Here is a 25,931-nt window from a genome sequence, read left to right on the forward strand (position 1 = left end):
CCCGGGGCTTTCGCATGGGGTCGCTCGCCCTCCGTACGCGAGGAGACCCCCATGCACGACCACCGCAGGCTCGGCCGCGAGCTGGAACTGTTCGACACCGACCCGCTGATCGGCGCCGGGCTGCCCTACTGGCTGCCGGACGGAGCCGCGCTGCGCCACACCCTGGAGGAGTACGTCCGCGAGGCCGAGCGGCTGGCGGGCTACCGCCATGTGTACTCGCCGGTGCTCGGCAAGCGGGAGCTGTACGAGATCTCGGGCCACTGGTCGCACTACAGCGACGACATGTTCCCGCCGATGGATCTGGGCGGCGAGGAGATGGTGCTGCGGCCGAGCCTGTGTCCGCACCACGCGGTGATCTACCGCTCACGCGCCCACAGCTACCGCGAACTCCCGCTGCGGATGGCCGAGCTGGGCGGGATGTACCGCTCCGAGCTGTCCGGGGTGCTCGGCGGGCTGACCCGGGTACGGGCCATCCAGCTGAACGACGCCCATATCTTCTGCACCCTGGACCAGGTCGCGCAGGAGGCGCGGGGCGCGCTCGACATGATCCGGCAGGCGTACGGGGCGCTCGGCATCCGCCCCGCCCGCTTCCGGCTCTCGCTGCCCGGGCCCGGCGGGAAGTACGTGGCCGCGCCGCGGATGTGGGAGCGCTCGACCGCCCTGCTGACCGAGGTGCTGGAGGCGTCGGGGCTGCCGTACGAGGCGGCCGAGGGCGAGGCCGCGTTCTACGGGCCGAAGATCGATGTGCAGGTGGCCGACGCGGCGGGCCGTGAGTCGACCCTGTCGACCGTGCAGGTCGACTTCCACCAGCCCGAGCGGTTCGACCTGCACTACATCGGCGCGGACGGGGCGAAGCACCGGCCGGTCATGGTGCACCGCAGCATCATCGGGAGCGTCGAGCGGGCGGTCGCGCACCTCGTCGAGCAGCACGGCGGCGCGTTCCCCGCCTGGCTCTCCCCGCTCCAGCTGGTGGTCCTGCCGGTCTCGGACGCCGAACACCAGGACGCGGAGGCGTTCGCCCGGCGCTGCACCGCGCTCGGGCTGCGTGCGGAGGTCAGCGGCCGGGAGCGCGGCAGCCTCGGGGCCCGGATCCGGGACAACCGGCTGGTGCCGTACCAGGCGGTCATCGGGGCGGCGGAGGCCGCCGACGGCCGGGTCGCACTGCGTCTGCGCGACGGCCGCCGCCCGGACCCGCTGCCGGCCGGACGGGCCCTGGCCCGGATCGGCGCGCTGGTCGCCGCGCACAGCACCGCGCTGTGGGAGGAGGAGGCCGCGGGGGTCTAGGGCGTGACCGGCTCCGGGTCCGCCGCGGGGTGGCGCGGGGCCGGGCCGAGCGCTCCCGCCAGTGTCGCGGCGACGATCAGCAGGCCGAGGACGACGGTCATCGTGAGCCGGAGCCCGATGTGGTCGGCGAGGAAGCCGAGCGCGGGCGGGCCGACCAGGAAGGCGAGGTAGCCCGCGGTGGAGACCGCGGCGACCCGGGCGGCCGCGTCGTGCGGGTGGTCGCCCGCCACGGAGACGGTGACCGGGAAGCCGAGCGAGGCGCCCAGGCCCCAGAGCACCGTGGCGGCGCCCGCCATCGCCGGGCTCGGCGCGACGACCACCACCGCCAGGCCCAGCGCGGCGACGACCGCGCTGGCCCGGACGGTCCTGACCCGGCCGAAGCGCTCCAGGACCGGGCCGCCGGCGAAGCGGCCGAGCGTCATCGAGGAGGCGAAGACCAGGAAGGTCAGCGAACCCGCGGTGGCGCTCACCTCGTAGCCGTCCACCATCAGCAGCGGCAGCCAGTCGTTGGCGGCGCCCTCCGCGAAGGCCATGGCCAGCACGATCACCCCGATGAGGACGAGGCGCCGGTCCCGCCACACCGTCAGCTGCCCGCGCAGACCGCCCGCTCCGGGGGTCCGCGCTCCCTCCTCCTTGCCCGTGCCGTGCGGGATGGCGCGGACGGCGGCGGCCCCGGCGACGGCGACGAGCACCGCGACGACCGTCAGATGCCATCCGACCGGGAACGCGGCCGCCGTCAGCGCCATGCCCAGCAGCGCCCCGACGACGGTGCCCAGGCTGAAGCAGCCGTGCAGCACCGGCAGGACGGGCCGGCCGATGACCCGCTCGACGTCCGCGCCCTCGATGTTGAACGCCACCTCGGACAGCCCCATCCCGCCGCCGAACAGGGCCAGTCCGCAGAAGACCCCGCCGGCCAGCGCCAGGCCGGTGCCCGCCGCGACCACCAGCAGCCCGGCCGTGATCAGCCCCGCGCCGACGGTGATCGCGGTCCGGCCCCCGTAGCGGCGTACGAGCGGGCCGGAGGCCGTGACGCCGGCCATCGAACCGGTGGAGAGCCCGAAGAGCACCAGCCCCATCGCGCCGGTCGACACGTCCAGTCCGTCCCTGACGGCCGGGGTGCGCGCCACCCACGAGGCCATGCCGGCGCCGGCGGCGAGCATGAAGAGGAACAGGGCGGCACGCCGGCGGCGTGTGGCGGCATCCATGACAGCGGGCCTCGGCAGTCCAGAAGGGGGGTCCGGCAGGGGGATTCCAGCAGGAGCGTACGATCGTACGCCCTTGAGTGTACGATCGTACCCATGACGGATCACTTCGCGGGAGACCCGCGTACGAATCATGAGCGGATGCTCGCCGGGGACCTCTACATCGCCGACGACCCGGACATCGTGGAGGCCCAGCGGCGGGCCGTGCGGCTGGCCGCACGCTATCTGGCGGCCTACACCGAGGACCCCGACGCGGCGCAGCCCGTCGTCGCCGAGCTGCTCGGCGGAGTCGGCGCGGGCGCGCACATCCGGCCGCCGCTGTACGTCGACTACGGCACGTACCTCACGGTCGGCGAGGACACGTTCATCAACTACAACCTCACCGCGCTGGACGTCGCGCCCATCACGATCGGCCGCGACTGCCAGATCGGCCCCAACGTGCAGCTGCTCACGCCGACCCATCCGGTCGAGCCGGAGCCGCGCCGGGACAAGCTGGAGGCGGCGCGTCCGATCACGATCGGCGACAATGTCTGGCTCGGCGGCGGGGCGATCGTGCTGGCCGGGGTGACCATCGGGGACAACAGCGTCATCGGCGCGGGAGCCGTCGTCACCAAGGACGTCCCCGCCAATGTGGTCGCCGTGGGCAATCCGGCCCGGGTGATCCGTTCGATCTAGACGAGGGACTCAGCGTGGCGACCGGACAGAACGACCCCGAGCGGCGGGAGCGCATCATCACCGCCGCGCTCGACCTGATCGCACAGGAGGGGGTCGCCGGGACCTCGCACCGCAAGGTCGCCGCGCGCGCCGGGGTGCCGCTGGGCTCGATGACGTACCACTTCGGCGGGATGGACGAGCTGCTGCGGGAGGCGTTCACCCGTTTCTCCAGCGGCATCGTCGCCGTCTTCGAGGAGCGCCTCGGCGCCGCGCACACACCGGAGGAGGCCCGGGAGGCGGTGGCTGACCTGGTCCACCATCTGTCCAGCGGCAACCAGCGCGAACTGGTCCTCACCCACGAGCTGTACACCCTCGCGGCCCGCAAGCCCGCCTACCGCGAGCTGACGAGGGAGTGGATGCGCCGCAGCCGGCGCGCGCTGGAGTGGCACTTCGACCCGGCGACGGCCCGTCAGCTGGACGCGCTGATCGAGGGCCTGTCGATCCATCGCGCGCTGGAGACCGAGCCGCACGACCGTGCGCTGACCGTCGAGGCCATCGCCCGTATCACCCGGGGCCACGGACCGGGGTCCCTCTGACCCCTGCCTCACCCCCTCCGTCGCCCCCTCGGATCCCCTGGCCGGCACCCCACCTGACCAAGGTGCCGGCCAGGACCCCCCACCTGCCGGAACACTCCTATGATTCGCTTGCTCACCCGGCGGACGGAACGGAGTCGGCAATGCCCGAGGGATGGCAGTGGGACAGCACGCTGTTCCGGGGCAGTGCGCCCCACTACACACGCGGCCGGCTCCCCTACGCGCCGGGGTACGCCGAGGTGCTGGCCGCCGTGCTCGGACCGGGCGGCGCCGGCCGGCTGCTCGACGCCGGCTGCGGACCGGGCACGGTGGCGCTGGACATGGCGTGGCACGTCAGCGAGGTGGTCGGGCTCGACCCGGACGCGGACATGCTCGCCGAGGCCGGCCGGCGTGCGGGGGCGCTGGGGATACGCAACGTGCGCTGGGTGCACGGCCGGGCCGAGGATCTGCCGGCCGGGCTCGGCATGTTCGACGCGGTGGTGTTCGCCCAGTCGTTCCACTGGACCGACCGCGAGCGGGTCGCGGCGGCCGTGCGGGACATGCTGGCGCCGGGCGGCGCGTTCGTGCTGCTGAGCGACCGGAAGGACCCGCCGCCCGACCCGAGGCCGCTGCCCCTGCCCGCTCCCCCGTACGAACGGCTCGCGGAGCTGGTGCGCGCGCACCTGGGCCCGGTGCGCCGGGCTGGGCAGGGCGTGCTGGAACACGGCACGCCCGGCCGCGAGGAGCTGGTGCTCGGACCGGCCGGCTTCGAGGGCCCCGAGCGCTATGTCGTACCCGCCGGAGAGGTGGTCGTCCGCACCGCCGACGACCTCGTGGCCTGGGTCTTCTCCCGCTCGGACTCGGCCCCGCACCTGTTCGCCGACAAGGCGGCCGCCTTCGAGCGGGAGGTACGCGAGGCGCTCGCGGCGGCCTCGCCGAACGGCCGGTTCGCCGAGCGCCTCCAGGCGAGCGCGATCAGGATCTGGCGCAAGCCCCGCCGGGCCCCTCTCCGGGGGCGGTGACGGGGGCGGTGCGGCGGGCGGCCAGGCACGCCCACGGCCAGGTGTCGCCCTCGCCCGTCATCCGGGTGGTCACGGCGAACCCGGCCTGTTCCAGCAGGGTGCCGACGCGGTCCGGCGCCAGCAGATGGATGGCGTAGGAGACCCCGTCGTCGCGCTTGCGGCCGGTGTACGGCCGGTCGTCGCCCGCGTGGAAGCCCAGCAGCAGCCTGCCGCCCGGCGCCAGGACACGGTGGAACTCGGCGAACATCTCCGGCAGCCGGTCCGGCGGGGTGTGCATGATCGACCACCAGGCGACCGCGCCCCCGAGCGCCTTGTCCGGCAGCTCCAGCCGGCTCATCGCACCCACCTCGAACCGCAGCCCGGGATGGCTGCGCCGGGCGATGCCGACCATGCGCGGCGACAGGTCCACGCCGGAGGCGTCGAGCCCGAGCCCGGACAGATGGGCGGTCACATGGCCGGGCCCGCAGCCGAGGTCCACGACCGGGAGTCCGCCGTCGGCGCGCACCTCCTCCGCGAAGCCGCCGAGCATCGCGCGCCCCCACACGTCCCGGTCGAACAGCTCCCGCACGCGCCCGGCGTAGTCCTCGGCCACGGTGTCGTAGTAGGCCCGGGTCGCTGTCAGAAGGGAGTGGTCCGTCATGGCGTCCGACCCTACGGTCTCGCGGCAACTCCCGTCCGCACGGCGGCCGGTGGAGCGTTTGAGCCACGCGCCGCAGGCCCGCGCCCAACATCATCTCCTGAAGTCAACGGCCCCTCCAACTGAGCGCAGAACGGGTCAATTGCCTTTCCCCTGGCGTTAATTGTTGCGCTCACGCGGTTCGGGTGAGGCACATGATGCACACCTCTTGACGTTTCCCGGGTAACGGCGGAACCATCAACTCCCGTCGGAGAGCGCTCTCAGAGCGCTTTCCGGGCCAGTTCGTCGTGTCACCCGTACCACGACTCAGGAGACGTACGTCTATGCCATTTCCCCCCACGGAAACCCCCACGACTCCCCCCACGGGGTCCCCCGCCCCCGCCGCACGCCGCCGTCGCCGCAGCCGCTCGTTCGGGTTCGCCGCGCTCGCGGTCTCGCTCCTCATGGCCGTCCCCACCGCGCAGACCGCCTTCGGCGAGGACGCGCAGGCCATCGAGGGCGGCGGCGACCTCGGCCCGAACGTGCTGGTCTTCGACCCCTCGACGCCCGACATCCAGGGCAAGGTCGACGAGGTGTTCAAGCAGCAGGAGTCGGCGCAGTTCGGCAACGGCCGCTACGCGCTGATGTTCAAGCCGGGCACGTACGACAACATCAACGCCCAGATCGGTTTCTACACCTCGATCGCCGGGCTCGGGCTGAACCCGGACGACACCACGTTCAACGGTGATGTGACCGTGGACGCGGGCTGGTTCAACGGGAACGCCACGCAGAACTTCTGGCGTTCGGCGGAGAACCTGGCGCTCAACCCGGTGAGCGGCACCGACCGCTGGGCCGTCTCGCAGGCCGCCCCGTTCCGCCGGATGCACGTCAAGGGCGGGCTCAACCTCGCCCCCGACGGCTACGGCTGGGCCAGCGGCGGGTACATCGCCGACAGCAAGATCGACGGCCAGGTCGGGCCGTACTCGCAGCAGCAGTGGTACACCCGTGACAGCTCGGTCGGCAGCTGGGGCAACGGCGTCTGGAACATGACGTTCTCCGGTGTCGAGGGCGCACCCGCGCAGAGCTTCCCCGAGCCGCCGTACACCACGCTGGAGAACACCCCGGTCTCCCGGGAGAAGCCGTTCCTCTACCTGGACGGCGACGACTACAAGGTGTTCGTCCCCGCCAAGCGCACCAACGCGCGGGGCACTTCCTGGGGCAACGGCACCCCGCAGGGGGAGTCCATCCCGCTGGACCAGTTCTACGTGGTGAAGCCCGGCGCGACCGCGGAGACGATCAACGCCGCGGTGCAGCAGGGCCTGCACCTGCTGTTCACGCCCGGTGTCTACCACGTGGACCAGACCATCAACATCGACCGCGCGGACACCGTGGCGCTGGGTCTGGGTCTCGCGACGATCATCCCGGACAACGGGGTCACCGCCATCAAGGTCGGTGACGTCGACGGGGTGAAGCTCGCCGGTCTGCTCGTCGACGCCGGCACCACCAACTCCGAGTCGCTGATCGAGGTCGGCCCGGAGGGCGCCTCCGCGAGCCACGCGGACAACCCGACGTCGCTCCAGGACGTCTTCGTCCGGGTCGGCGGCGCCGGGGCCGGCAAGGCCACCACCGGCATGGTGATCAACAGCAACGACACCATCATCGACCACACCTGGCTGTGGCGCGCGGACCACGGCGAGGGGATCGGCTGGGAGACCAACCGGTCCGACTACGGCCTCCAGGTCAACGGCGACAACGTGCTGGCGACCGGGCTGTTCGTCGAACACTTCAACAAGTACGACGTCCGCTGGTCCGGGGAGAACGGCAAGACGATCTTCTTCCAGAACGAGAAGGCGTACGACGCGCCCAACCAGGCCGCCGTCCAGAACGGCGACATCAAGGGGTTCGCGGCCTACAAGGTCGACGACTCCGTCACCACCCACGAGGGCTGGGGGCTGGGCAGCTACTGCTACTTCAACGTCGACCCGACGATCCGTCAGGACCACGGCTTCGAGGCACCGGTGAAGCCCGGCGTGAAGTTCCACGACCTGCTCGTCGTCTCCCTCGGCGGCCAGGGCCAGTACGAACACGTCATCAACGACACGGGTTCGCCCACCTCGGGGACGGACACCATCCCGTCGCAGGTGGTGTCGTTCCCGTAGCAGCACCCGGATGAACGAGCAGTGCGCCCCGCCGTCCCGGACGGCGGGGCGCACTGCCGTGCCGGTGACCGGACCCAGGGCCTGTCTTCGAACTCCCCTAGTCGCCCGGCAGAGGGGAGTTCGAAGACAGGCCCTAGCGGCCCGCCGTCACGTCCTTGAGGCCGTCGAGCGCCTCGCGCATGTACGCGCTCATGCCCTGCGAGCCGTCGCCGTCGATCCAGCGCTCGAACGCGACCTTGAAGACGGCGATCCCCGCCTCGCCCGCCAGGCTCGCGGCCGGTTCCCCGACGCCGCGTCCGCGCAGGGTCTCAGCGAGCGCGGCGGCCAGCGTGGCGAGCTTGACCAGCTCGCGCTCGCGCAGCTCCGCGGTGGCGGAAATGATCTTCTGGCGCCGCAGGGAGTGGTCGCGGCGCTCTTCGAACACCGCCGCGACGGCGTCGAGCGCCCCGGCCACCGCGTCGATCGGGGGCGCGGACGCGGGGGCGGCGGCGAGCGTGCCGACCAGGAGGTCCTGGAGCGCGGCCGATCCCCCGAACAGCACCTCGCGCTTGTCGGCGTAGTGCCGGAAGAACGTGCGCTCGGTGAGCCCCGCCCGCCGGGCGATCTCGGTCACGGTCGTCTGCTCGTACCCGCGCTCGCCGAAGAGCTCCATCGCGGCCTGCTCCAGCCGGCCCCGCGCGTTCGGCTCCCATCGACTCATACCGGCGATTCTATGTGATGACAGTGCATGACATCAGAGGTAGGCTGATGACAGTCGCTGACATAGACGGTCCGCAGCCCCGACCGGCGCGCGGGCGGTCGTCCCCCTCAGGAGGTTTCCCATGCGTGTGTTCATCACCGGAGCGTCCGGCTGGATCGGCTCCGCCGTCGTGCCCGAGCTCCTCGACGCGGGCCACCAGGTCATCGGGCTCGCCCGCTCGGACGCCTCGGCCGACGCCCTCACCTCGGCGGGGGCCGAGGTGAGGCGCGGGACCATCGACGACCTCGGCGTACTGCGGGACGCGGCCGCCGAGGCGGACGGCGTGATCCACCTCGCGTTCAAGCACGACATCGCCTTCACCGGCGACTTCCAGGGCGCCGCCACCGCGGACCGCGCCGCCATCGAGGCCTTCGGCGAGGCGCTCGCCGGCTCCGGCAAGCCGTTCCTCATCGCGTCCGGCGTCCTCGGGCTCGCCCCGGGCCGGGTGGCGACCGAGGAGGACGGGCAGGCGAGCGACGGGGAGGCGCCGTTCGAGGGGGCGGGGGCACGGCTGGCCAACGCCCAGCTGACGGTCGCCCTCGCCGGCCGCGGCATCCGTTCGTCCGTCGTCCGGCTGCCCCCGACCGTGCACGGCGACGGGGACAAGGGCTTCATGGCGACCCTGGTCGCCGTCGCCCGCGACAAGGGCGCGGCCGGTTACGTGGGCGACGGAGCCAACCGCTGGCCGGCCACCCACCGCGCCGACGTCGCCCGCCTGTTCCGGCTCGCCCTGGAGCACGCCCCCGCAGGCTCGACGCTGCACGCGGTGGCCGAGGAGGGCGTCCCGCTCCGCGAGGTCGCCGAGGTCTTCGGGCGCCACCTCGGCCTTCCCGCGGTCTCCGTCCCCCCGGAGGACGCGGCGGAGCACTTCGGCTGGCTGGGCGGGCCGGTGGGGCTGGACAGCCCGGCCTCCAGCGCGCTGACCCGAGAGTCGCTCGGCTGGGAGCCGGCCCACCCCGGGCTCCTCGACGACCTCGGCAAGGGCCACTACTTCGCCGCCCCGGCCGAGTGACCGCGCACCCCGGCCGTCCGCGTCCCCGGTGGAGGCGCGGACGGCCGGGGCGGGGGTGCCGGTTCAGCCGTGCAGGGCCAGCGCGCCCTTCGCCGGGACGGTCGCCGTCAGGGTGCCGTCGTCACCGACCCGGACGATGTTGCCGTCGCAGGCGTCCGGGGACGCCTGCGCCACATTGCAGTACGTGCCCGCCGGAAGCGACGTCGTGAACGTCTCGGTCAGTTCGCCGTCGCCGTTGTTGACCGCCACGAAGCCCTTGTCGCCCCGGCCGAAGGCGAGGGCGGACGAGCCGTTGTCCCACCAGTCCGTGAGCTCGGCGCCCTCGGTCGCGTTGTGGAAGCCGACCATGCCGGTGATCGCCGTCTGCGCGTGGGTGCAGGTCCAGCCGTCGCTGCCGCAGGCCGCCGCGCCGCCGTTGGGCGGGCCCGCGTCCTTGTCCGACCACGCGTAGCCGGAGAAGACGTTCGGCGATCCGTAGGGCGAGGCCAGCATGAAGACGTTGGCCAGGGTGTAGGCCGCACCGTCCTTGTACGTGAGCGTGGAACCGTTGCGCTCGGTGTCCCAGTTGTCGACGAACGTACGGGCGCTGCCGCTCGCCAGCTTGCCGTCGGCGACGCTCTTCAGTCCGGTGATGTCGCCGCCCTGGAACGCGCTCTTGAGGTGGCCGCCGTAGCGGAACTCGTCCACATCGCCCACGCCCGTGTACTCGTCGGGCTGGACCGCCTCGCCGTCCCCGTGGATGACCTCGGTGACCCAGAAGCCCGGGTCGGCCATCTTGCCCTTGATCGCCGCGATGTCGTCGGCGGCCATGTGCTTGGCGGCGTCGATGCGGAAGCCGTCGACGCCCAGGGTGCGCAGGTCGGACAGGTAGGCGGCGATCGTCGCACGGACGGCGTCACTGCCGGTGTCCAGGTCGGCCAGCCCGACCAGTTCGCAGTTCTGGACGTCGTCGCGGTCGCCGTAGTTGCTGATGTCCTTGCGGCAGGTGTGGAAGTCCTGGTCCTGGAAGTACCCGGGGTAGTCGTACTTCGTGTACTGCGTGCCGCCCGTCCCGGTGCCCGAGCCGGACGACATGTGGTTGATGACGGCGTCGGCGACGACCTTCACTCCGGCCGCGTGGCAGCTCTCCACCATCGAGGCGAAGGCGTCGCGGTCGCCGAGACGCCCGGCGATCCGGTAGCTGACCGGCTGGTACGACGTCCACCACTGGTCGCCCTGGATGTGCTCGGAGGCGGGCGAGACCTCGACATAGCCGTAGCCGGCCGGGCCCAGGGAGTCCGTACAGGCCCGGGCCACCGCGTCGTACTTCCACTCGAACAGGGTGGCGGTGACGGTCTTCTCACCGGGCGGGGTCGCCTGGGAGGGCCAGGGGGCGAGGGCGGTGAGGCCGGCGGCGGCGAGCAGGCCCGCCAGAGCGGCACGGGCGGCGCGGGAACTCAATTGCGGCTCCTTCGTTCGCGGGTACGGGAATGGGGTCCGTACCCGTCGGGGGCAGCCACGCGCCTGGCCACCGCGGGGGGAGTTCGGAGCCTGCCGCTCCAGTGATGAACACGTCAAGAGATCACGCAAGGATTTCCAGCATGTTTCTGAAATCACTTGCAGGGAAGGGGTGTTGGGGAGACGCGAATCCGTACGGGCCTCAGGACATGGTGCCCCGGCACACCGTCCCCGGGGCCGGGGTCCGGCCCGTGCGGAGGTACCGTTCGACCGCCTTGGTGACACAGCGGTTCTGCGGGTAGGTGCCGTGGCCCTCCTCCTCGGCCGTCAGGAGCACGCCGACGCCGTCGCCCAGGGCGCGGGCCATGTGGCGGGCGCCGGCGTAGGGGGTGACCGGGTCGCCGGTGCCGCCGACCACCAGGACGGGGTCCGCGCCGTCGGCGTTCACCTGGGGCGTGGCGCGCTCGCCGTCGAACGGCCAGTCGTAGCAGAGGTAGACGCCGTTGGACCAGGCCTCGCCGAAGACGGGTGAGGCCGCCCTGATGCGGGCCTCGTCCCTGTCGAGGCGTTCGAAGTCGGGGCGCAGGCTGGAGTCCGCGCAGTTGATCGCGACCAGGGCGGCGCGGCTGCCGGCGCGCGGGGCCGCCGAGCGGTCGGCGGAGCCGTTGTCGTCCGCGCCCTTGCTCAGCGGACGGCCGTCGTTGTGGTCGATCAGCGCGGTGAGGGCCTTGGCGAGGGGCGGCCAGCCGTCCGTGCCGAGGTCGAGATGGTCGCTGACGGCGTACGCGAGGTCGCGGGCGTCGAGCTTCCTTCCGCCGCCGGCCGGGGCGGGCTTCTTCTCCAGGCGGTCGGCCAGGCGCGCCATGCGCCGCGCGGCCTCCTCGGGGCCGTCGCCGGTCGGGCAGCGGCGGACATGGGCCGCGCAGTGCGCGGCGAACCGGTCGAACGCCGCCTGGACCGCCTTGACCTGCGACACCTTCTCCTCGTCGTGATCCTCGGTCGGATCGACGGATGCCTCGAGGACGAGCCGCCCGACGTGTGACGGGTACAGGTGGGCGTAGGCCGCACCGAGCGCCGTCCCGTACGAGACGCCGAAGTAGTGCAGCCGCTCGTCGCCGAGGAGGTAGCGCATCAGCTCCAGGTCGCGCGCGGTGTGCGAGGTGCCGATGTACGGCAGGAGCGCCCCGGAGTACTTGCCGCAGGCGTCGGCCCCGTCGTAGCCGGGGTCGTCCTCGGTCTTCCCGCAGCGCACGGGGATGGTCGCGCCGACGCCGCGCGGATCGAAGGAGACCAGGTCGTAGCGGTCGAGAAGCGGCTTGTACTGGCCGAGGAATTCGGGCAGTCCGATCACGCCGGACACGCCGGGGCCGCCGAAGTTGAGGACGAGCGAGCCGATGCGCCGGGAGTTCGGGCCGGTGGCCTTGCGGCGGATCAGGGCGACGTCGATCGTCTTGCCGTCCGGCTTCCGGTAGTCGAGGGGGACCTTCATGGCGGCGCAGTCGTAGCCCGTGCGCGCGGTGGGCGGCGCGGTGCAGCGGGACCAGTGGAGGTGCTGGCCGGTGGTGAGCGCGGTGGGCAGAGCTGCGGGCGGGTTGTTCGCGGTGAACTCCGTACGCGGCTCCGGGCTCCGGCCGGGAGCGTCCCGCTGGAGCCAGGCGCCGACCGCCCCGGCCGCGGCAAGGAGGACCCCGGCGACGATGTACGCCGCGACCGCGAGACCCGGTCTGCGGCCTCGTATCGGATGTACGTCACTCATCGGCTTCCTCGCGCTCCCACCCCTGGACGCCCGCACCGGGCGCCGCGCCTTATGTGTGCCGGCGACGGCACACCCTAGAGCCAGCCCTTCTCGCGGGCCATCCGGACCGCCTCGGCGCGGTTGCGCGCCGCCATCTTCTGGATCGCCATGGAGAGGTAGTTGCGGACCGTGCCCTGCGACAGATGCAGCGCGGCGGCGATCTCCGCGTTGGTCGAGCCGTCCGCGGCCGTGCGCAGCACCTCGCGCTCCCGCTCGGTCAGCGGGCTCGCCCCGTCGGCGAGGGCGGCGGCCGCGAGGGTGGGGTCGATGACCCGCTCACCGGCGAGCACCTTGCGTACGGCTTCGGCGAGTTGGGACGCCGGGGCGTCCTTCACTAGGAACGCGTCCGCACCCGACTCCATCGCGCGGCGCAGATAGCCGGGCCGGCCGAAGGTCGTGACGACGACGACCTTGACCTCCGGGAGGTCGCGGCGCAGCTCCGCCGTCGCGTCGATGCCCGTCATGCCGGGCATCTCGATGTCCAGGAGGGCCACATCGATGTCGTGGGCGCGGGCCGCGGCCAGCACCTCGTCACCGCGGGCGACCTGGGCGACCACCTCGATGTCGGGTTCCAGGCCGAGGAGCGCAGCGAGCGCCTCGCGCACCATGGACTGGTCCTCGGCGAGGAGAAGTCTGATCATGCTCATTCCGCGGATCCTAGGCCGGATTCGAGCGGAACGCTGAGGACCATGGTGAAGCCTTTGCCCGAGCGGGGATCGGTGGCACGGGTGGCCAGGGTCCCGTCGACGGTGGTCAGACGCTCCTTGATGCCGGTGAGTCCGTTGCCCGGGGCCCTGCCGGAGGCGCCCCTTCCGTCGTCGGCGACGGTCAGTTCGAGGACCCGGCCGTCGAGCGTCTGGCGCGGGGCGAGGGTGATGGTGCAACGCCGCGCGCCGCTGTGCCGTACGACATTGGTGACGGCTTCCCGCAGCCCCCAGGCGAGCACTTCCTCCGGCTTCTCGGGCAGTTCCTCGACGGGCTCGACCGGGACATCGGCGGCGATTCCGGCGGCGGCGAGGGCGGTACGGGCCCCGGCCAGCTCGCCGGGGAGGGTCGGCCTGCGATAGCCGGTGACGGCGCTGCGGACGTCCACCAGGGCCTGGCGGCTGACCTGTTCGATGTCGGCGACCTGTGCGGCGGCCTGCTCGGGGTGATCGGGCAGCATCCGCCCGGCCAGCTCGCTCTTGAGCGTGATGAGGGAGAGGGAGTGGCCGAGCAGGTCGTGCAGATCGCGGGCGAGGCGCAGCCGCTCCTCGTTGGCGGCGAGCTGGGCGACGGTGGCGCGGGCCTCGCGGAGCTGGATCGTGGTGCGGATCATCTGGCGGATGCCGGTCATCGCGAAGCCGCCGAGCAGCGCCGGGAAGGCCAGCGCGGTGATGACCTCCCTGGGGTGTTCGCCGGTCACGCCGATGCCGATCAGGACGGCGGTGACGGCCGGGATCAGCCAGCGGGCGGTCGACAGGGGCAGGGTGGCTCCGACGGAGACCGAGACGTAGACGAACAGCACCAGCCAGGGGGTGCCCAGCGTCAGGGACAGCACCACGGCCAGGGCCCCGAGGAAGGCGAGCGCGGAGCGGACCCGGACGGGATCGAGCGCCTTCGATGTGTGCCGGTAGACCAGGAGCAGATAGCTGCCGACGAACACCAGCAGGCCGAGGGTGCCCAGCGCGGTCGCCCACGCGGGGTGGTGGCCGTCCACGAGGTCCTTGACCGGGGCGCTCATGAAGGCGAGCCAGATCCCGATCCACAGGGCCTTGAGCCTCATCTGCTTGCGCCGCTCCGGCGGGCTGCCGATGCCCACGGACGTCTCGTCCTCGTTCACGCCTTCAGGGTGTCCTTCCGGTAGAGCCAGGCCGCACCGCCCGCGAAGAGCAGGAAGTAGCCGCAGAGGATGGCGACGTCCTTGGCGTGCGGCGCGCCGCCCATCTCGACGGACTGGCCGAGTGCAGCGTACGCGTGGGTGGGCAGCCACTCGGAGATGTTCTGGAGCCACTGCGGGAAGGTCGCGCTCGGCATCCACAGACCGCCGAGGATCGAGAGCCCGAAGTAGATGATCATGGTGATCGGGCGGACCGCGTCACCACTGGCGAGGTAGCCGATGGCGACCCCGAGCGCGGCGAAGACCAGCGAGCCGGCCCAGATGACGCCGGTCAGCGCGAACCACTGCCACAGGTCGACCCGGACGTGCTTCACGGCGGCGGCGACGCAGAAGACGACCACGATGCAGGGCAGGGTGACCACGGCGGCGCTGGCGATCTTCGCCAGGATGTAGCCCCGGCTGGGCAGTGCGGTCAGCCGCAGCTGGCGGACCCAGCCCTTCTCGCGCTCCTTGGCGATGCGTTCGCTGTTGCCCATCAGGACGGCGGTCAGCGCGCCGAAGGAGGCCATCGAGACCATGAAGAAGGCCTGGAGCGTCAGATCGGTGTGCGGGATCTTGTCGGTGGTGTTCTGGGTGCCGGAGATCAGCAGGTAGATCACCGACGGGTAGATGACCGAGAAGAACATGAACTTCTTGTTCCGCAGGGTGCGGGTCACTTCGAGCCGGATGAGGGCCCACGAGAAGTAGTTCAGCATGCGGACTTGGCCTCCTCGGCCTCGGTGATGGCGACGAAGGCCTGTTCCAGGCCGAGTCCGGCGACTTCGAGCGCGCGCGGGTAGAGACCGAGGCCGTAGACGGCGTGGACGGTCGCGTCGGCGTTGTGGGACTGAATGCGGACCCGGCGGCCGCTGATGTCGAGCGCGGAGAGGAACGGCAGCGCGCGCAGGGCCTCTTCGTCGATCGCGCCCTCCAGTTCGAAGGAGATGCGGCGGGCCCCGGCCTTCGCCTTGATCTCGGCGGCGGTGCCGTCGGCGAGGAGGCGGCCCTTGTGCAGGACCAGGACGCGGTCGGCGATCGCGTCGGCCTCTTCGAGGTAGTGGGTGGCGAACAGGACGGTACGGCCCTGCTCGGCCTGCTCGCGCATGGTGGCCCAGAAGGCCTGGCGGGCGGTGACGTCCATTCCGGTGGTCGGCTCGTCGAGCACGATCAGGTCGTTGGCCCCGGCGGTGGCGAGGGCGAACCGGACGCGCTGCTCCTGGCCGCCGGAGAGCTTGTTGACCATCCGGCCGGCGATCGACGCGATCCCGGCCCGGGCCAGCACCTCGCTCACGGGGTAGGGCCGGGGGTGCAGATCGCAGACGAGCCGGACCAGCTCCTCGACCGTGACGTCCTCCATCAGGCCGCCGGTCTGCAGCATGGCGCCGACCCGGCCCGAGGCGATGGCAGCGTGCGGCGTCGTGCCGAAGAGGCGGACCGTGCCCGCGTCGGCGGTGCGCAGGCCGAGGAGCAGGTCGAGGGTGGAGGACTTCCCCGCGCCGTTGGGGCCCAGGAGCGCCACGGTCTCGCCGGGGTGCAGGTCGAGAGTGAGCCCGTCGACGGCGCGCACGTCTGCGTACGCCTTGCTGACCTGGTCGAAGCTGACCACGGCGGTCTTCGCCGCGGTGACTTCGGTGGCTGTCGTTGTCATGTGTCCAGCCTGGCCGACCGGGGCGGCGCCCGGCAGAGTCACCCGTCGTGAATCCGGGATGACAGATGTCATGCCGTACCCATGACGGCCGCTCGGCGGGGCCGTCCCCCACCACGCCGCCGCCCCCGGCCGGAGGTCCGGCCGGGGGCGGCGGCGTGCGCTGCGGGGCGGCGTCAGCCGTTGCCGTCGAGGTCGATCGTGACGGTCCGCTCGGCGAGGGTCTTGCCGAGCACCGCGCCCTTGAGGGCGAAGGCCACGTCGTCCGGGCCGACCTGGTGCTTCGTACCGTCGCCCTTGGTGATCATGATGCCGTCGAAGACACCCCCGCAGAGGGTTTCGATGGCCTTCTTGTCGTAGTGGTCGACGAGCTTTCCGTTGACCGGGACCATCGAGAGGATCTGCGGCAGCGACTTGGCCGGGCCGAAGGGGATCTCCTTGCCGCCCGCCTTGATGACGACCAGACCGGACATCGCGGGCTCCGCGAACTCCTTCATCGCCCGGTTCAGTTCGGCCTGGCCGATCGTGGGCTCCCGGGTGGTGACGGGCAGTTCTACGCTGTCCGTCCGGCCCGTCTCGACCTGGGCGCGGTAGGCGTCGCGCACCGAGACCATCGACTGGCCGACATCGAGCGCCTTGCCCGCCTTGCCCGGGACGGCGACGGCCTTGCCCGGCACGAACTTGATCGTGCCGTCGGTGGCCGAACCGGAGGCGCCGGCCAGGTCCTTCAGCGCGACGCCGAGCTTCTCCTCGTCGACCGGGATCACCGGGTCGACGGTCCGCTTGCCGCCGAAGAGCGAGCCGATGACGGAGACCGGGTTGTAGTCGCTGCCCGCCGCGGCGCGCACGGTCGCCTGGCTGTCCAGCGAGAGTCCGGCCTTGTCCGGCGAGAGCTGTGTCTTCTTGCCGTCCACGGTCAGCTGGAGCGGGGCCTTGGCGCGCTCCCCGAGCGCGGCGTCCAGCTTCTCGACGCCCGCCTCTTTCGTGCCGCCGCCGATGTCGACGCCGAGGACGGTGGTGCCCTTGGGCACGTCCGAGTGGTTCATCAGCAGCCCGGCCGCGTACGCGACGCCGAGCAGGCAGACGGCCGCCACAGCGAGCAGCACCAGCTTGGAGCGGCCCTTCTTCGCCGGGGCGCCCGACGCCGGTTCGGGCGCCGTACGGGCCGCAGGCTTGGGCGCCTGGGCGGCGAAACCGCCCGGGCCCGCCGGGCCGGTGCCCATCGGGTCGTCCGGGACCCTCGGGGTGAGCTCGGGGCCGGGGAACGGCGACGGCGAGCGGTGCTCCGACGGCACGACGGGGATGCCGCTGTTCAGCGTGTCGCCCGAGACGTTCCCACCGGGTCCGGCCGGCGGGAACTGCGGGGTGAGCACGGCGGTGTCGTCGGACATGCGCGGCGGCACGCCACCGGGGCCGCCGGGTCCGCCGGGGGCCTGCTGTCCGGGGCCGTTCTGGCCGCCCGGTCCGCTCTGGCCGGGACCGCCGGGACCGCCCTGACCCGGTCCGCCGGGGCCGAACGGTCCCGCGCCGTCGAGCTTCGGGGTGAGGGACGAGGTACCGGGGGCCGGTCCCGTGGTCGGGCCGGACGGGCCCGGTGTGCGCACACCGAGGTTCGGGGTGGCGCGCGGTCCGCCCGGGCCGTCGGCCGAGCCGCCGGAGCCGAAGCCGGAACCGGGCGCGCCCGGACCGTCGGCGCTCTGCGGGCCGTCCGAGAAGTAGGGCAGGTCGGTGCGCGGGCCCGAGGGCGGGGTCACCTGGCCGGGCGTCGGCCCGTCCGGACGGCCGCCCGGGGCGCCGGGGCCCGCGGAGAATCCCGCGCCGTCCGTGCCGCCGCCCGCACTGCTCGGCGGAGCGGCCGTCGGGGGCTTGCGCGGGGCGAACCAGTCGCTGCCGCTCTTCTCCCTGGCCGGCTTCTCGGGGGCGGGTTCCGGGACGGGGGTCTCGCCCGTCTCCTCGGGACCCTTCGCCTCCGGTGCCGACGCGCCGCCCGTGGCCGGGGCGCCCGGACGCGGGGTGCTGCCGGTGCGCTCGCCGCCGGATCCGTCGGCGTCACTCATGGGCGTGCGCATGACGACCGGAGGGATGGGACGCGAGCCCGGGATGTTGATCCGGATACGCGTCGTCAGCGTCGTCTCGGTCCTCGGCTCGTCGGGCTGAGGCGGATCCGCCGGCTCCGGGGACTCCTCCGGGGCGTCCTGCGAAGGGTGCAGCGACGGATACTGGCGGGATCCGTACGGCGGCGTACCCGAGGGGTACGCGGCTCCTCCGCGACCCTGGGGCCCGGAGGACGAACTGTCAGTTTCACGACTCAAAGCAGGTTCTCCCGATTGGCTCCGCCGCCCGTACTTCCCCCGTGCCGCAGGCCAGGGGACGGCTCGGCGCGCGAACCACCATACTGGCCTCTGCCGACAGACACCCCGCGACCGGGGGAAACGGCCGCGCACCCCCCGGACGGACAGGGGGCATTACGGGATCGGACGTGGCACATTACTTGCCAGGTCGGCCGCTGTCGGCCCCCTGCCGGGGCGACCGCGACATGGTGGCACAGATCACAGCGACGGCCATCCCGCCCAGCATGAAGAGTCCGAGGCCCAGTTCGTCGCCGAACACGTAGTCCCCCTCCGGCCGTCCACTGAGCAGAACAATGACCGAAATCAGCCATCCCGCAGCGGGCGCCACCGCCCCCGGCTGCGTACCGGTCAGGGTGCGGCCGCCGTGGAAGAGGCCTGCGGCCGCGGCCAGGGCGAGCAGCAACCCCCCGGGAAACCAAGCGGCTTGGACCAGCGTGCCGGCGATCCCGACCAGCGCGCCGAGGACCGCGAGGCCCACCAGGGCGGCGATCCGGCGGGGGTTGAGGGGCGCGGCGAGACCGGTGGCCGGAATGTCCTTCGCCGGCCCGTCGGTCCGTGCCGCCCTGGCCCTGCTGCTGCTCACTGGTCCGCTCCCGGTACGCCGGCGAAGAGATCGTGTTCGAGCGTTTCCCCGGAGGTGTCCGGGGTTCCGTTCACCAACTCGTAGTACTCGGTGGTGAGAACGGGCTGCCCCAGGTCGTTCGAGAGTGCGAAGAAGGGGCCCTGCAGCGCGATCTGGGTGGCGTGGGCCCGCATCGCGGCGGCCTTCGCCCCCTCGTACCCCGTGCCGTCGATCTCGGTGGTGACCGACGTGTCGTTCACCACACCCGGTACGTCGTCGATCGCGGCGATCCCCGGGAAGGCGTCGGGGGCGGTGGCCCGCAGACGGGCGAAGCCGTCCTCGGCGACCGTGCGCGGCACCCGGTTCCAGTAGATCTTGGCGATGGTGTGCGGGGCCCCGGCGCCGGGGCGGTACGCGGGGTCGGCGGCCAGTCCGGCGGCGCGGGTGGCGACCCGGTGGGCCTGGATGTGGTCGGGGTGCCCGTAACCCCCGTCGGGGTCGTAGGTGACCAGGACCTGCGGGCGGACCTCGCGGATCACGTCCACGAGATGCCCGGCGGCCTCGTCGACGTCGGCCGACCAGAAGGCGCCGGGGCGGCTGTTCTGCTCGGCGCCCATCATCCCGGAGTCCCGGTAGCGGCCGGGGCCGCCGAGGAAGCGGTGGTCGGTGACCCCCAGCTCCTTCATGGCCGCCGCCAGTTCGCCCCGGCGGTAGGGGCCGAGGGTGTCGTCCCGGTCCGCCGCGAGATGGGCGAGCGCGGGCGGGATGACCTCGCCCTCCTCGCCGAGCGTGCAGGTCACCAGCGTGACCAGGGCGCCGTCGGCGGCGTACCTGGCCATGGTGGCGCCGTTGTTGATCGACTCGTCGTCGGGGTGCGCGTGCACCAGGAGCAGACGCCGGGCGGGAAGGTCCGTCATGGGGACCACCCTACGAGCCGCCGGCCCCCGGGACCGACGGCGGCCGCCCGGCGGACGCCGGGGTCAGAACTTGATGCCCCCGATCATGCCGGCCACGTTCGTGGTCAGCTCGGAGATGGTGGGCGCCATGGACGAGCTGGCGAGATAGAAACCGAGCAGCATGCAGACGACCGCGTGTCCGCCCTTCAGTCCGGATTTCCGGATCAGCAGGAAGACGACGATCGCCAGCAGCACCACCGCCGAAATCGAGAGCGCCACGGCGGTTCACCTCCATCTGTACGGTCGGGACGGGCAGCACGCATGGAGCCAGCAGGTTCATACCCGCCAAGCGCTACGGATCATAACTATCCGTGGCAATGCATTGATCGGGGCACAGCAGCACGAGGGGCGCACGGGCCGGGGGCGGCCGATAGGTTCGGCGCATGACTTCGCCAGAGATCACCTTTCCGCTGCAGTACGCCCGGACGATGCGATTCACCCTGGGGGCGCCTCGCGCGTTCACGGTTTCACCCGACGGTGGACGCGTGGTCTTCCTGCGCTCGGGTTCCGGTACGGACCGCGCGGGCCGGCTGTGGGTGCTTGACCTGGCCGACGGCGCCCCGCGCGAGCGGGTCGTCGCCGACCCGGCCGTGCTGCTGGGCGGTTCGGCCGAGCGCCTCTCGGCGCAGGAGCGGGCCCGCCGCGAGCGCAGTCGCGAGGGCTCGGCGGGGATCGTGGGCTACGCGGTCGACGCGGCGGCCGAGCTGGCGGCGTTCGCCCTCTCGGGGGAGGTGTACGTCGCGGAGCTGCGGGCCGGAACGGCGCGTGCGCTGCCCGTGCCGGGCCCGGTGATCGATCCGCGCCCCTCCCCGGACGGGCGGCACATCGCCTATGTGTCCAAGGGCGCGCTGCGGGTCGTCGGGGCCGGGGGCGAGGAGGACCGGGCGCTCCTGGAGCCGGAGGACGCGCAGATCTCCTACGGCCTCGCGGAGTTCATCGCGGCCGAGGAGATGCAGCGCTCACGGGGCTTCTGGTGGTCGCCGGAGTCGGACCGGCTGCTCGTCGCGCGGGTCGACGACAGCCCGGTGCGGCGGTGGTGGATCGCCGACCCGGCGCACCCGGACCGCAAGCCGGCCGAGGTCGCTTACCCGGCGGCGGGGACGCCCAACGCCGAGGTGGGGCTCTTCGTGGTGGGCCTGGACGGCAAGCGCACCGAAGTGGTGTGGGACCGGGCACTGTTCCCCTATCTGGCGCGGGTGCACTGGTCGTCCGCCGGGGCGCCGCTGCTGCTCGTGCAGGCCCGTGACCAGCAGAGCCAGCTCTGCCTCGCGGTGGATCCGGAGAGCGGCGAGACCCGGACCGTGCACGCGGACGAGGATCCGGTGTGGCTGGAGCTGTTCCCCGGGGTGCCCGCGTGGGCGCCGGACGGGCGGCTGGTGCGGATCGCGGACGAGGGCGGGGCACGGGTCCTCGCGGTCGGCGACCGGCCGCTGACCGGGGCCCAGTTGCAGATCCGGCAGGTGCTGGACATCGGGGAGTCGGACATCCTGGTGGAGGCCACGGCGGGCGAGACGGCGGCCGAGCCGGAGATCGGCGAGAGCCATGTGTACCGGGTCAACGAGCTGGGCGTGGAGCGGGTCTCGCAGGGCGTGGGCGTGCACTCGGCGGTGCGCTCCGGCGCGGTGACGGTGCTGGTCTCCGCCTCGCCGGAGGGGCCCGGGGCCACGGCGCGGGTGCTCAGGGACGGCAAGGAGATCGCCGTCGTCGCGAGCCACGCGGAGCGGCCGGTGCTGTCCACGCGGCCCGTGCTCACCGAAGGGGGCGCACGGCGGATTCCGTGCGCCGTGTTGCTCCCCACCGGATACAAGGAATCGGATGGTCCGCTTCCGGTTCTGATGGATCCGTACGGCGGACCCCACGGCCGCCGGGTGGTCGCCGCCCACAACCCGCACCTCACCTCGCAGTGGTTCGCGGACCAGGGCTTCGCCGTGGTCGTCGCGGACGGGCGCGGCACACCGGGCCGTTCGCCGGGCTGGGAGAAGGCGGTCAAGAACAACCTCGCGCTCTCCCTCGACGACCAGGTCGAGGCCCTGCACGCCCTCGCGGAGCGCTTCCCGCTGGACCTGGACCGGGTGGCGATCCGGGGCTGGTCGTTCGGCGGGTTCCTGGCCGGTATGGCCGCGCTGCGGCGGCCCGACGTCTTCCACGCGGCGATCGTGGGCGCCCCGGTGACCGACCAGCGGCTCTACGACACCCACTACACCGAGCGCTACCTCGGCGACCCGGCGCGGCAGCCGGAGGTGTACGCGGACAACTCGCTGCTCACCGACGAGGGGCTGTCGCACGCTGCCGGGCAGGTGCGGCCGATGATGATCATTCACGGCCTGGCGGACGACAACGTGGTCGTGGCGCACACCCTGCGGCTGTCCTCGGCCCTGCTCGCGGCGGGCCGGCCGCACGAGGTGCTGCCGCTGAGCGGGGTGACCCACATGACCCCGCAGGAGAAGGTCGCGGAGAACCTGCTGCTGCTCCAGGTCGACTTCCTGAGGCGGTCGCTGGGGCTCTAGACCGCGCCGGTCACCAGCCCGGCGGGGGCTGGGAGGGCGGCGGCGGAGGGCCGAAGCCGCCGCCCTGCGGATAGCCGTAGCCGGAGGCCGGCGGCTGCTGTCCGGGATAGAGGTCGGGGGCCCGGCCGGGCGGCCCGTACCCCGGCGGGCCGTAGCCGGGGCCCTGGTCCGGTCCGTACGGGCCGCCGTACGGACCGGGGACGTCGGCGAAGCCCCGGGGCGCCAGGGCCAGCAGCACGACCGCGGCGGCCGACGCCTGGAAGAACCAGCTCGCCACCATGAGCTGGGTCTCGGTCCCCAGCGAGCCGAAGTGGTCGAGCATGTCGTAGTGCACGGCCCGGAAGATGCCCAGCACCCCGCCGGGCAGCAGCAGCGCCGCGGCCACCAGGCCGAACGGCCGGGCGTGCACGGCGCGGAAGAGGGCGCTCACCGCCGCGACCGCGCAGAACAGCACCAGCGCGGCCGTGCCCCAGCCGGGCGGCGGATCGATCGCGCCCTGCGGGATCCGGTCGCCGCCCACGTACCACTCGGGGAAGATCTCGGGGAGCCGCACCACCTGGCGGATGTCCCAGGCGGCGAGCACTGCGGCGGCCGCGCCCAGCAGCAGGAAGGACGCGACGGCGGCGCCCTGTCCGGACCGGGTGGGCAACTGCTCGTAGGAGCCGGCCGGCGGTCTGCGGCCCGCTCCGGCGACGATGAGCAGCGCGATGCCCACGGCGAGAGCGACGAAGGCGCTGACCAGCGCCCGGGTGCGCAGGGTGTCGCCGAACGCGGACTGCGCCCAGGAGCCGCCGAGGTTCCAGAGGCCCGGGAGCCGGACCGCGAGTGTGACCACCCCGGTGGCGACGAGCGCGGTGGCGGCGACCGAGGAGCGCAGCACGGCGACGGCGGCGGCCGCGTACACCACGAGCAGGGCGACGTCGATGACCGAGGTCGCGGGCATCGCCTTGGGGCGCGCGTCATAGAATCCGGCCCAGTAGCGCAGCAGTTGGCCGGTCTCCGCCGCCCTGGCGTCCCGTACCAGCCAGCTCGCGACGACGACCGCGAGGACAGCGCAGAGGACGGCTCCGGTGACTCTTGCTCCCCGCGTGAGTATCACCCGAGCGATACTCCACCGCGTCCGGTCTCCCGACAAGAGGGCCCCGGCCGCCCGGTCCTCCTACGGCGACCGGCCGGAGGGGCATGAGCCCTTCCGGCCGGTCCACGGCACCCGCACGGCCGTACGCTGTCCATGCTGACGGGTCCGTATATCGGACGTGCGACAGCCGAGTTGCCCGCGCGTTAACGACCGGGCGGGTCAGCTCGCCCGGCTGCTGCCCGAGGGCGGCGGCCGGTCCTGCGGGTCCTGCGGAGTGTCGTCCTCGCGCACATCCGCCGGCGCCGGGGGCCTGCGGGCCTCCCGGTCCGCCGTCTCCACATCCGGGCCCGGCCCCTCGCCCTGCACGGTCTCCAGGTTGCCCTCCGGCGGCACCACCCGCTTCTCCTCGGCGAAGTGACAGGCCGAGTCGTGCTTGGCGGGGGTGTCCGTCAGCCGGAAGACCGCCGGGACCGCCAGCAGCGGCACCTCCAGCTCGCACCGCTCCTGCGCCTTCCAGCAGCGGGTGCGGAAGCGGCAGCCGGAGGGCGGGTTGGCGGGCGAGGGCACGTCGCCGTGCAGGATGATCCGCTCGCGGTACTCGCGCGCCATCGGGTCCGGCACCGGCACCGCCGACAGCAGCGCCTGGGTGTACGGGTGCGTGGGGTGGTCGTAGATCTCCTCGTCCGTGCCGATCTCGGCGAACCGGCCGAGGTACATCACGCCGACCCGGTCGGAGATGTGCCGGACGATGGACAGGTCGTGCGCGATGAAGACGTAGCTCAGGTTGAACTCCGCCTGCAGCCGGTCCAGCAGGTTGACGACCTGGGCCTGCACGGAGACGTCGAGGGCCGAGACCGGTTCGTCGGCGACGATGATCTCGGGGTTGAGGGCGAGGCCGCGGGCGATCCCGATGCGCTGGCGCTGGCCGCCGGAGAACTGGTGCGGATAGCGGTTGATGTACTCCGGATTGAGCCCCACGACGTCCAGCAGGTCCTGGACCTTGCGCCGCCGCTCCCCCTTCGGGGCCACCTCGGGGTGGATCTCGTACGGCTCCCCGATGATGTCGCCGACCGTCATACGCGGGTTGAGCGAGGTGTAGGGGTCCTGGAAGACCATCTGGATGTTGCGGCGCACCGCCTTCAGCGCGCGGCCGGAGAGCTTGGTGATGTCCTCGCCCTTGTACCGGATCTGGCCGGCCGTCGGCTGTTCCAGGTGGACCAGCATCCGGGCCACGGTCGACTTCCCGCAGCCGGACTCCCCCACGATGCCGAGCGTCTCGCCCGCCGAGAGGTCGAAGGAGACCCCGTCGACCGCCTTGACGGCCCCGACCTGCTTCTTGATCACGATGCCCTGGGTCAGCGGGTAGTGCTTGACGAGGTCGCGCACCTCCAGGATCGGCTCGCCGCCCGCGTACGCGCTCTGCTCCCGCGATTTGGCCAGCAGATCGCGTGCCACCTCGCCCTCTTCGCGCGCTTCCTTGCGCCCCGAGTGGTCAGCGTGCATCGAGCGTCTCCTTCCAGAAGTAGCAGGCGCTCTGACGGTGCTCGGCCACGTCGAACAGCGGCGGCACGTCGGTGCGGCAGACGTCCTGGGCCATCGGGCAGCGCGGGTTGAAGGCGCAGCCGGGCGGGATGTGCAGCAGGTTGGGCGGCAGACCCTTGATCGCGTACAGCTCCTGGCCCTTCTGGTCCAGGCGCGGGATCGAGCGGAGCAGGCCCTTGGTGTAGGGGTGGGCGGGCGCCTTGTAGATGTCGTGGACGGGCGAGGTCTCCACGATGCGGCCCGCGTACATCACCGCGATCTTGTCGGCGACGTCCGCGACGACTCCGAGGTCGTGCGTGATCAGGATCAGGCCCATGTTCAGCTCGCGCTGGAGCTCCGCGAGCAGGTCCATCACCTGGGCCTGGACCGTGACGTCGAGGGCGGTGGTGGGCTCGTCCGCGATGATCAGGGAGGGCTCCAGGGCCAGCGCCATGGCGATCATGATGCGCTGGCGCATCCCGCCGGAGAACTGGTGCGGGTAGTTGCCGACGCGCTCCTTGGCGGCCGGGATGCGGACCCGGTCCATCAGCTCGACGGCCTTGGCCTTCGCGTCCTTGCGGGACAGCCCCCGGTGGACGACGAACATCTCGCCGAGCTGCTCGCCCACGGTCAGGACGGGGTTGAGGGAGGACAGCGCGTCCTGGAAGATCATGGCCATCTCCTGGCCGCGGATCTTGCGCCGCTCCTCCTTCTTCATGGTCAGCAGGTCGCGGTCCTTGAAGAGGATCTCGCCGCCGCTGATCTTCCCGGGCGGCATGTCGAGGATGCCCATGATCGCCTGCGCGGTGACCGACTTGCCGGAGCCGGACTCGCCGAGCACGGCGAGCGTCTCGCCCTCGGCCACCGAGTAGTTGACCCCGTTGACGGCCTTGGCGACCCCGTCCCGGGTGTGGAACTCCACGTGCAGATCGCGCACTTCGAGCAACATGGCAGCGGACTC

The 25,931-nt window shown here is 72.5% G+C and carries 22 protein-coding genes and 1 pseudogene; 7 read left to right on the forward strand and 16 right to left on the reverse strand.

Translation table 11 applies throughout. The annotated features are described in order from the left end of the window. Window positions 1-45: 45 nt before the first annotated feature. Window positions 46-1,284, forward strand: a pseudogene (thrS, locus tag RLT58_RS12170) (threonine--tRNA ligase); the annotation flags it as partial. On the opposite strand, the gene RLT58_RS12175 reads toward thrS, so the two are convergent. After that, complete coding sequence (locus tag RLT58_RS12175; RefSeq protein WP_311310414.1) at window positions 1,281-2,489, reverse strand: MFS transporter; 1,209 nt, start codon at window positions 2,487-2,489, stop codon at window positions 1,281-1,283. The pseudogene thrS and the gene RLT58_RS12175 overlap by 4 nt on opposite strands. 93 nt (window positions 2,490-2,582) lie before the next feature. Here RLT58_RS12175 and RLT58_RS12180 point away from each other — a divergent pair, with 93 nt between their 5' ends. From RLT58_RS12180 to RLT58_RS12190, 3 genes are all read left to right on the forward strand, one after another. Further along, window positions 2,583-3,161 (forward strand): sugar O-acetyltransferase, encoded by a 579-nt coding sequence (locus RLT58_RS12180; protein WP_311310415.1) that lies wholly within the window; start codon window positions 2,583-2,585, stop codon window positions 3,159-3,161. A 14-nt stretch (window positions 3,162-3,175) separates the two neighbouring features. Then, the gene (locus tag RLT58_RS12185) at window positions 3,176-3,736 is read left to right on the forward strand and encodes a TetR/AcrR family transcriptional regulator (protein ID WP_311310416.1); all 561 of its coding nucleotides are present in this window, start codon (window positions 3,176-3,178) and stop codon (window positions 3,734-3,736) included. Window positions 3,737-3,876: 140 nt separating this feature from the next. Beyond that, the gene (locus tag RLT58_RS12190; RefSeq protein WP_311310417.1) at window positions 3,877-4,734 is read left to right on the forward strand and encodes a class I SAM-dependent methyltransferase; all 858 of its coding nucleotides are present in this window, start codon (window positions 3,877-3,879) and stop codon (window positions 4,732-4,734) included. Here the strand turns inward: RLT58_RS12190 and RLT58_RS12195 are convergent. Continuing rightward, window positions 4,688-5,374 (reverse strand): class I SAM-dependent DNA methyltransferase, encoded by a 687-nt coding sequence (locus RLT58_RS12195; RefSeq protein ID WP_311310418.1) that lies wholly within the window; start codon window positions 5,372-5,374, stop codon window positions 4,688-4,690. The two genes, RLT58_RS12190 and RLT58_RS12195, sit on opposite strands and share 47 nt — an antisense overlap. A gap of 320 nt (window positions 5,375-5,694) precedes the next feature. Here RLT58_RS12195 and RLT58_RS12200 point away from each other — a divergent pair, with 320 nt between their 5' ends. Further along, window positions 5,695-7,509: a pectate lyase-like domain-containing protein gene (locus RLT58_RS12200; protein ID WP_311310419.1), complete on the forward strand. Its 1,815-nt coding sequence runs from the start codon at window positions 5,695-5,697 to the stop codon at window positions 7,507-7,509. A 133-nt stretch (window positions 7,510-7,642) separates the two neighbouring features. Here RLT58_RS12200 and RLT58_RS12205 read toward each other — a convergent pair whose 3' ends face one another. Then, a complete protein-coding gene (locus tag RLT58_RS12205) occupies window positions 7,643-8,209 on the reverse strand; it encodes a TetR/AcrR family transcriptional regulator (protein WP_311310420.1) in 567 nt (188 codons plus the stop codon). A gap of 121 nt (window positions 8,210-8,330) precedes the next feature. Between RLT58_RS12205 and RLT58_RS12210 the strand changes: the two genes are divergently transcribed. Continuing rightward, the gene (locus RLT58_RS12210) at window positions 8,331-9,260 is read left to right on the forward strand and encodes an SDR family oxidoreductase (RefSeq protein WP_311310421.1); all 930 of its coding nucleotides are present in this window, start codon (window positions 8,331-8,333) and stop codon (window positions 9,258-9,260) included. Between the two features lie 63 nt (window positions 9,261-9,323). Here the strand turns inward: RLT58_RS12210 and RLT58_RS12215 are convergent, their stop codons facing one another. The 10 genes from RLT58_RS12215 to RLT58_RS12260 form a co-directional block, all read right to left on the reverse strand. After that, entirely contained in the window at window positions 9,324-10,700 is a 1,377-nt protein-coding gene (locus RLT58_RS12215; protein WP_311310422.1) for an alpha-amylase, read from the reverse strand. A gap of 199 nt (window positions 10,701-10,899) precedes the next feature. After that, the gene (locus RLT58_RS12220; RefSeq protein ID WP_311310423.1) at window positions 10,900-12,453 is read right to left on the reverse strand and encodes an alpha/beta hydrolase; all 1,554 of its coding nucleotides are present in this window, start codon (window positions 12,451-12,453) and stop codon (window positions 10,900-10,902) included. A gap of 74 nt (window positions 12,454-12,527) precedes the next feature. Next, entirely contained in the window at window positions 12,528-13,139 is a 612-nt protein-coding gene (locus RLT58_RS12225) for a response regulator (RefSeq protein ID WP_311310424.1), read from the reverse strand. Beyond that, window positions 13,136-14,314 (reverse strand): sensor histidine kinase, encoded by a 1,179-nt coding sequence (locus tag RLT58_RS12230; RefSeq protein ID WP_311310425.1) that lies wholly within the window; start codon window positions 14,312-14,314, stop codon window positions 13,136-13,138. Before RLT58_RS12230 ends, RLT58_RS12225 begins: the two co-directional genes overlap by 4 nt. Next, window positions 14,311-15,066, reverse strand: a complete 756-nt coding sequence (locus tag RLT58_RS12235; protein WP_311310426.1) for an ABC transporter permease — start codon at window positions 15,064-15,066, stop codon at window positions 14,311-14,313. Before RLT58_RS12235 ends, RLT58_RS12230 begins: the two co-directional genes overlap by 4 nt. Continuing rightward, window positions 15,060-15,998, reverse strand: a complete 939-nt coding sequence (locus tag RLT58_RS12240; RefSeq protein WP_311310427.1) for an ABC transporter ATP-binding protein — start codon at window positions 15,996-15,998, stop codon at window positions 15,060-15,062. Before RLT58_RS12240 ends, RLT58_RS12235 begins: the two co-directional genes overlap by 7 nt. A gap of 173 nt (window positions 15,999-16,171) precedes the next feature. Further along, a complete protein-coding gene (locus RLT58_RS12245) occupies window positions 16,172-18,052 on the reverse strand; it encodes a hypothetical protein (RefSeq protein WP_311310428.1) in 1,881 nt (626 codons plus the stop codon). 430 nt (window positions 18,053-18,482) lie between these two features. After that, a complete protein-coding gene (locus RLT58_RS12250) occupies window positions 18,483-18,929 on the reverse strand; it encodes a DUF6113 family protein (protein ID WP_311310429.1) in 447 nt (148 codons plus the stop codon). Continuing rightward, window positions 18,926-19,825: an N-acetyl-1-D-myo-inositol-2-amino-2-deoxy-alpha-D-glucopyranoside deacetylase gene (gene mshB / locus RLT58_RS12255; protein WP_311310430.1), complete on the reverse strand. Its 900-nt coding sequence runs from the start codon at window positions 19,823-19,825 to the stop codon at window positions 18,926-18,928. Before mshB ends, RLT58_RS12250 begins: the two co-directional genes overlap by 4 nt. A 63-nt stretch (window positions 19,826-19,888) precedes the next feature. Next, window positions 19,889-20,083 (reverse strand): hypothetical protein, encoded by a 195-nt coding sequence (locus RLT58_RS12260; RefSeq protein WP_136330729.1) that lies wholly within the window; start codon window positions 20,081-20,083, stop codon window positions 19,889-19,891. A gap of 209 nt (window positions 20,084-20,292) precedes the next feature. Between RLT58_RS12260 and RLT58_RS12265 the strand changes: the two genes are divergently transcribed. Next, the gene (locus tag RLT58_RS12265) at window positions 20,293-22,371 is read left to right on the forward strand and encodes a S9 family peptidase (protein ID WP_399131872.1); all 2,079 of its coding nucleotides are present in this window, start codon (window positions 20,293-20,295) and stop codon (window positions 22,369-22,371) included. A 10-nt stretch (window positions 22,372-22,381) separates the two neighbouring features. On the opposite strand, the gene RLT58_RS12270 is transcribed toward RLT58_RS12265, so the two are convergent. From RLT58_RS12270 to RLT58_RS12280, 3 genes are all read right to left on the reverse strand, one after another. Beyond that, the gene (locus tag RLT58_RS12270) at window positions 22,382-23,470 is read right to left on the reverse strand and encodes a hypothetical protein (RefSeq protein ID WP_311310432.1); all 1,089 of its coding nucleotides are present in this window, start codon (window positions 23,468-23,470) and stop codon (window positions 22,382-22,384) included. A gap of 198 nt (window positions 23,471-23,668) precedes the next feature. After that, window positions 23,669-24,952 (reverse strand): ABC transporter ATP-binding protein, encoded by a 1,284-nt coding sequence (locus RLT58_RS12275; RefSeq protein WP_311310433.1) that lies wholly within the window; start codon window positions 24,950-24,952, stop codon window positions 23,669-23,671. After that, entirely contained in the window at window positions 24,942-25,919 is a 978-nt protein-coding gene (locus tag RLT58_RS12280; protein ID WP_311310434.1) for an ABC transporter ATP-binding protein, read from the reverse strand. The genes RLT58_RS12275 and RLT58_RS12280 overlap by 11 nt, the downstream gene beginning before the upstream one ends. Window positions 25,920-25,931: the final 12 nt, after the last annotated feature.

Origin of the sequence: Streptomyces sp. ITFR-16 (assembly GCF_031844705.1) — a bacterium.
In the GTDB taxonomy this organism is placed as follows: Bacteria; Actinomycetota; Actinomycetes; order Streptomycetales; family Streptomycetaceae; genus Streptomyces.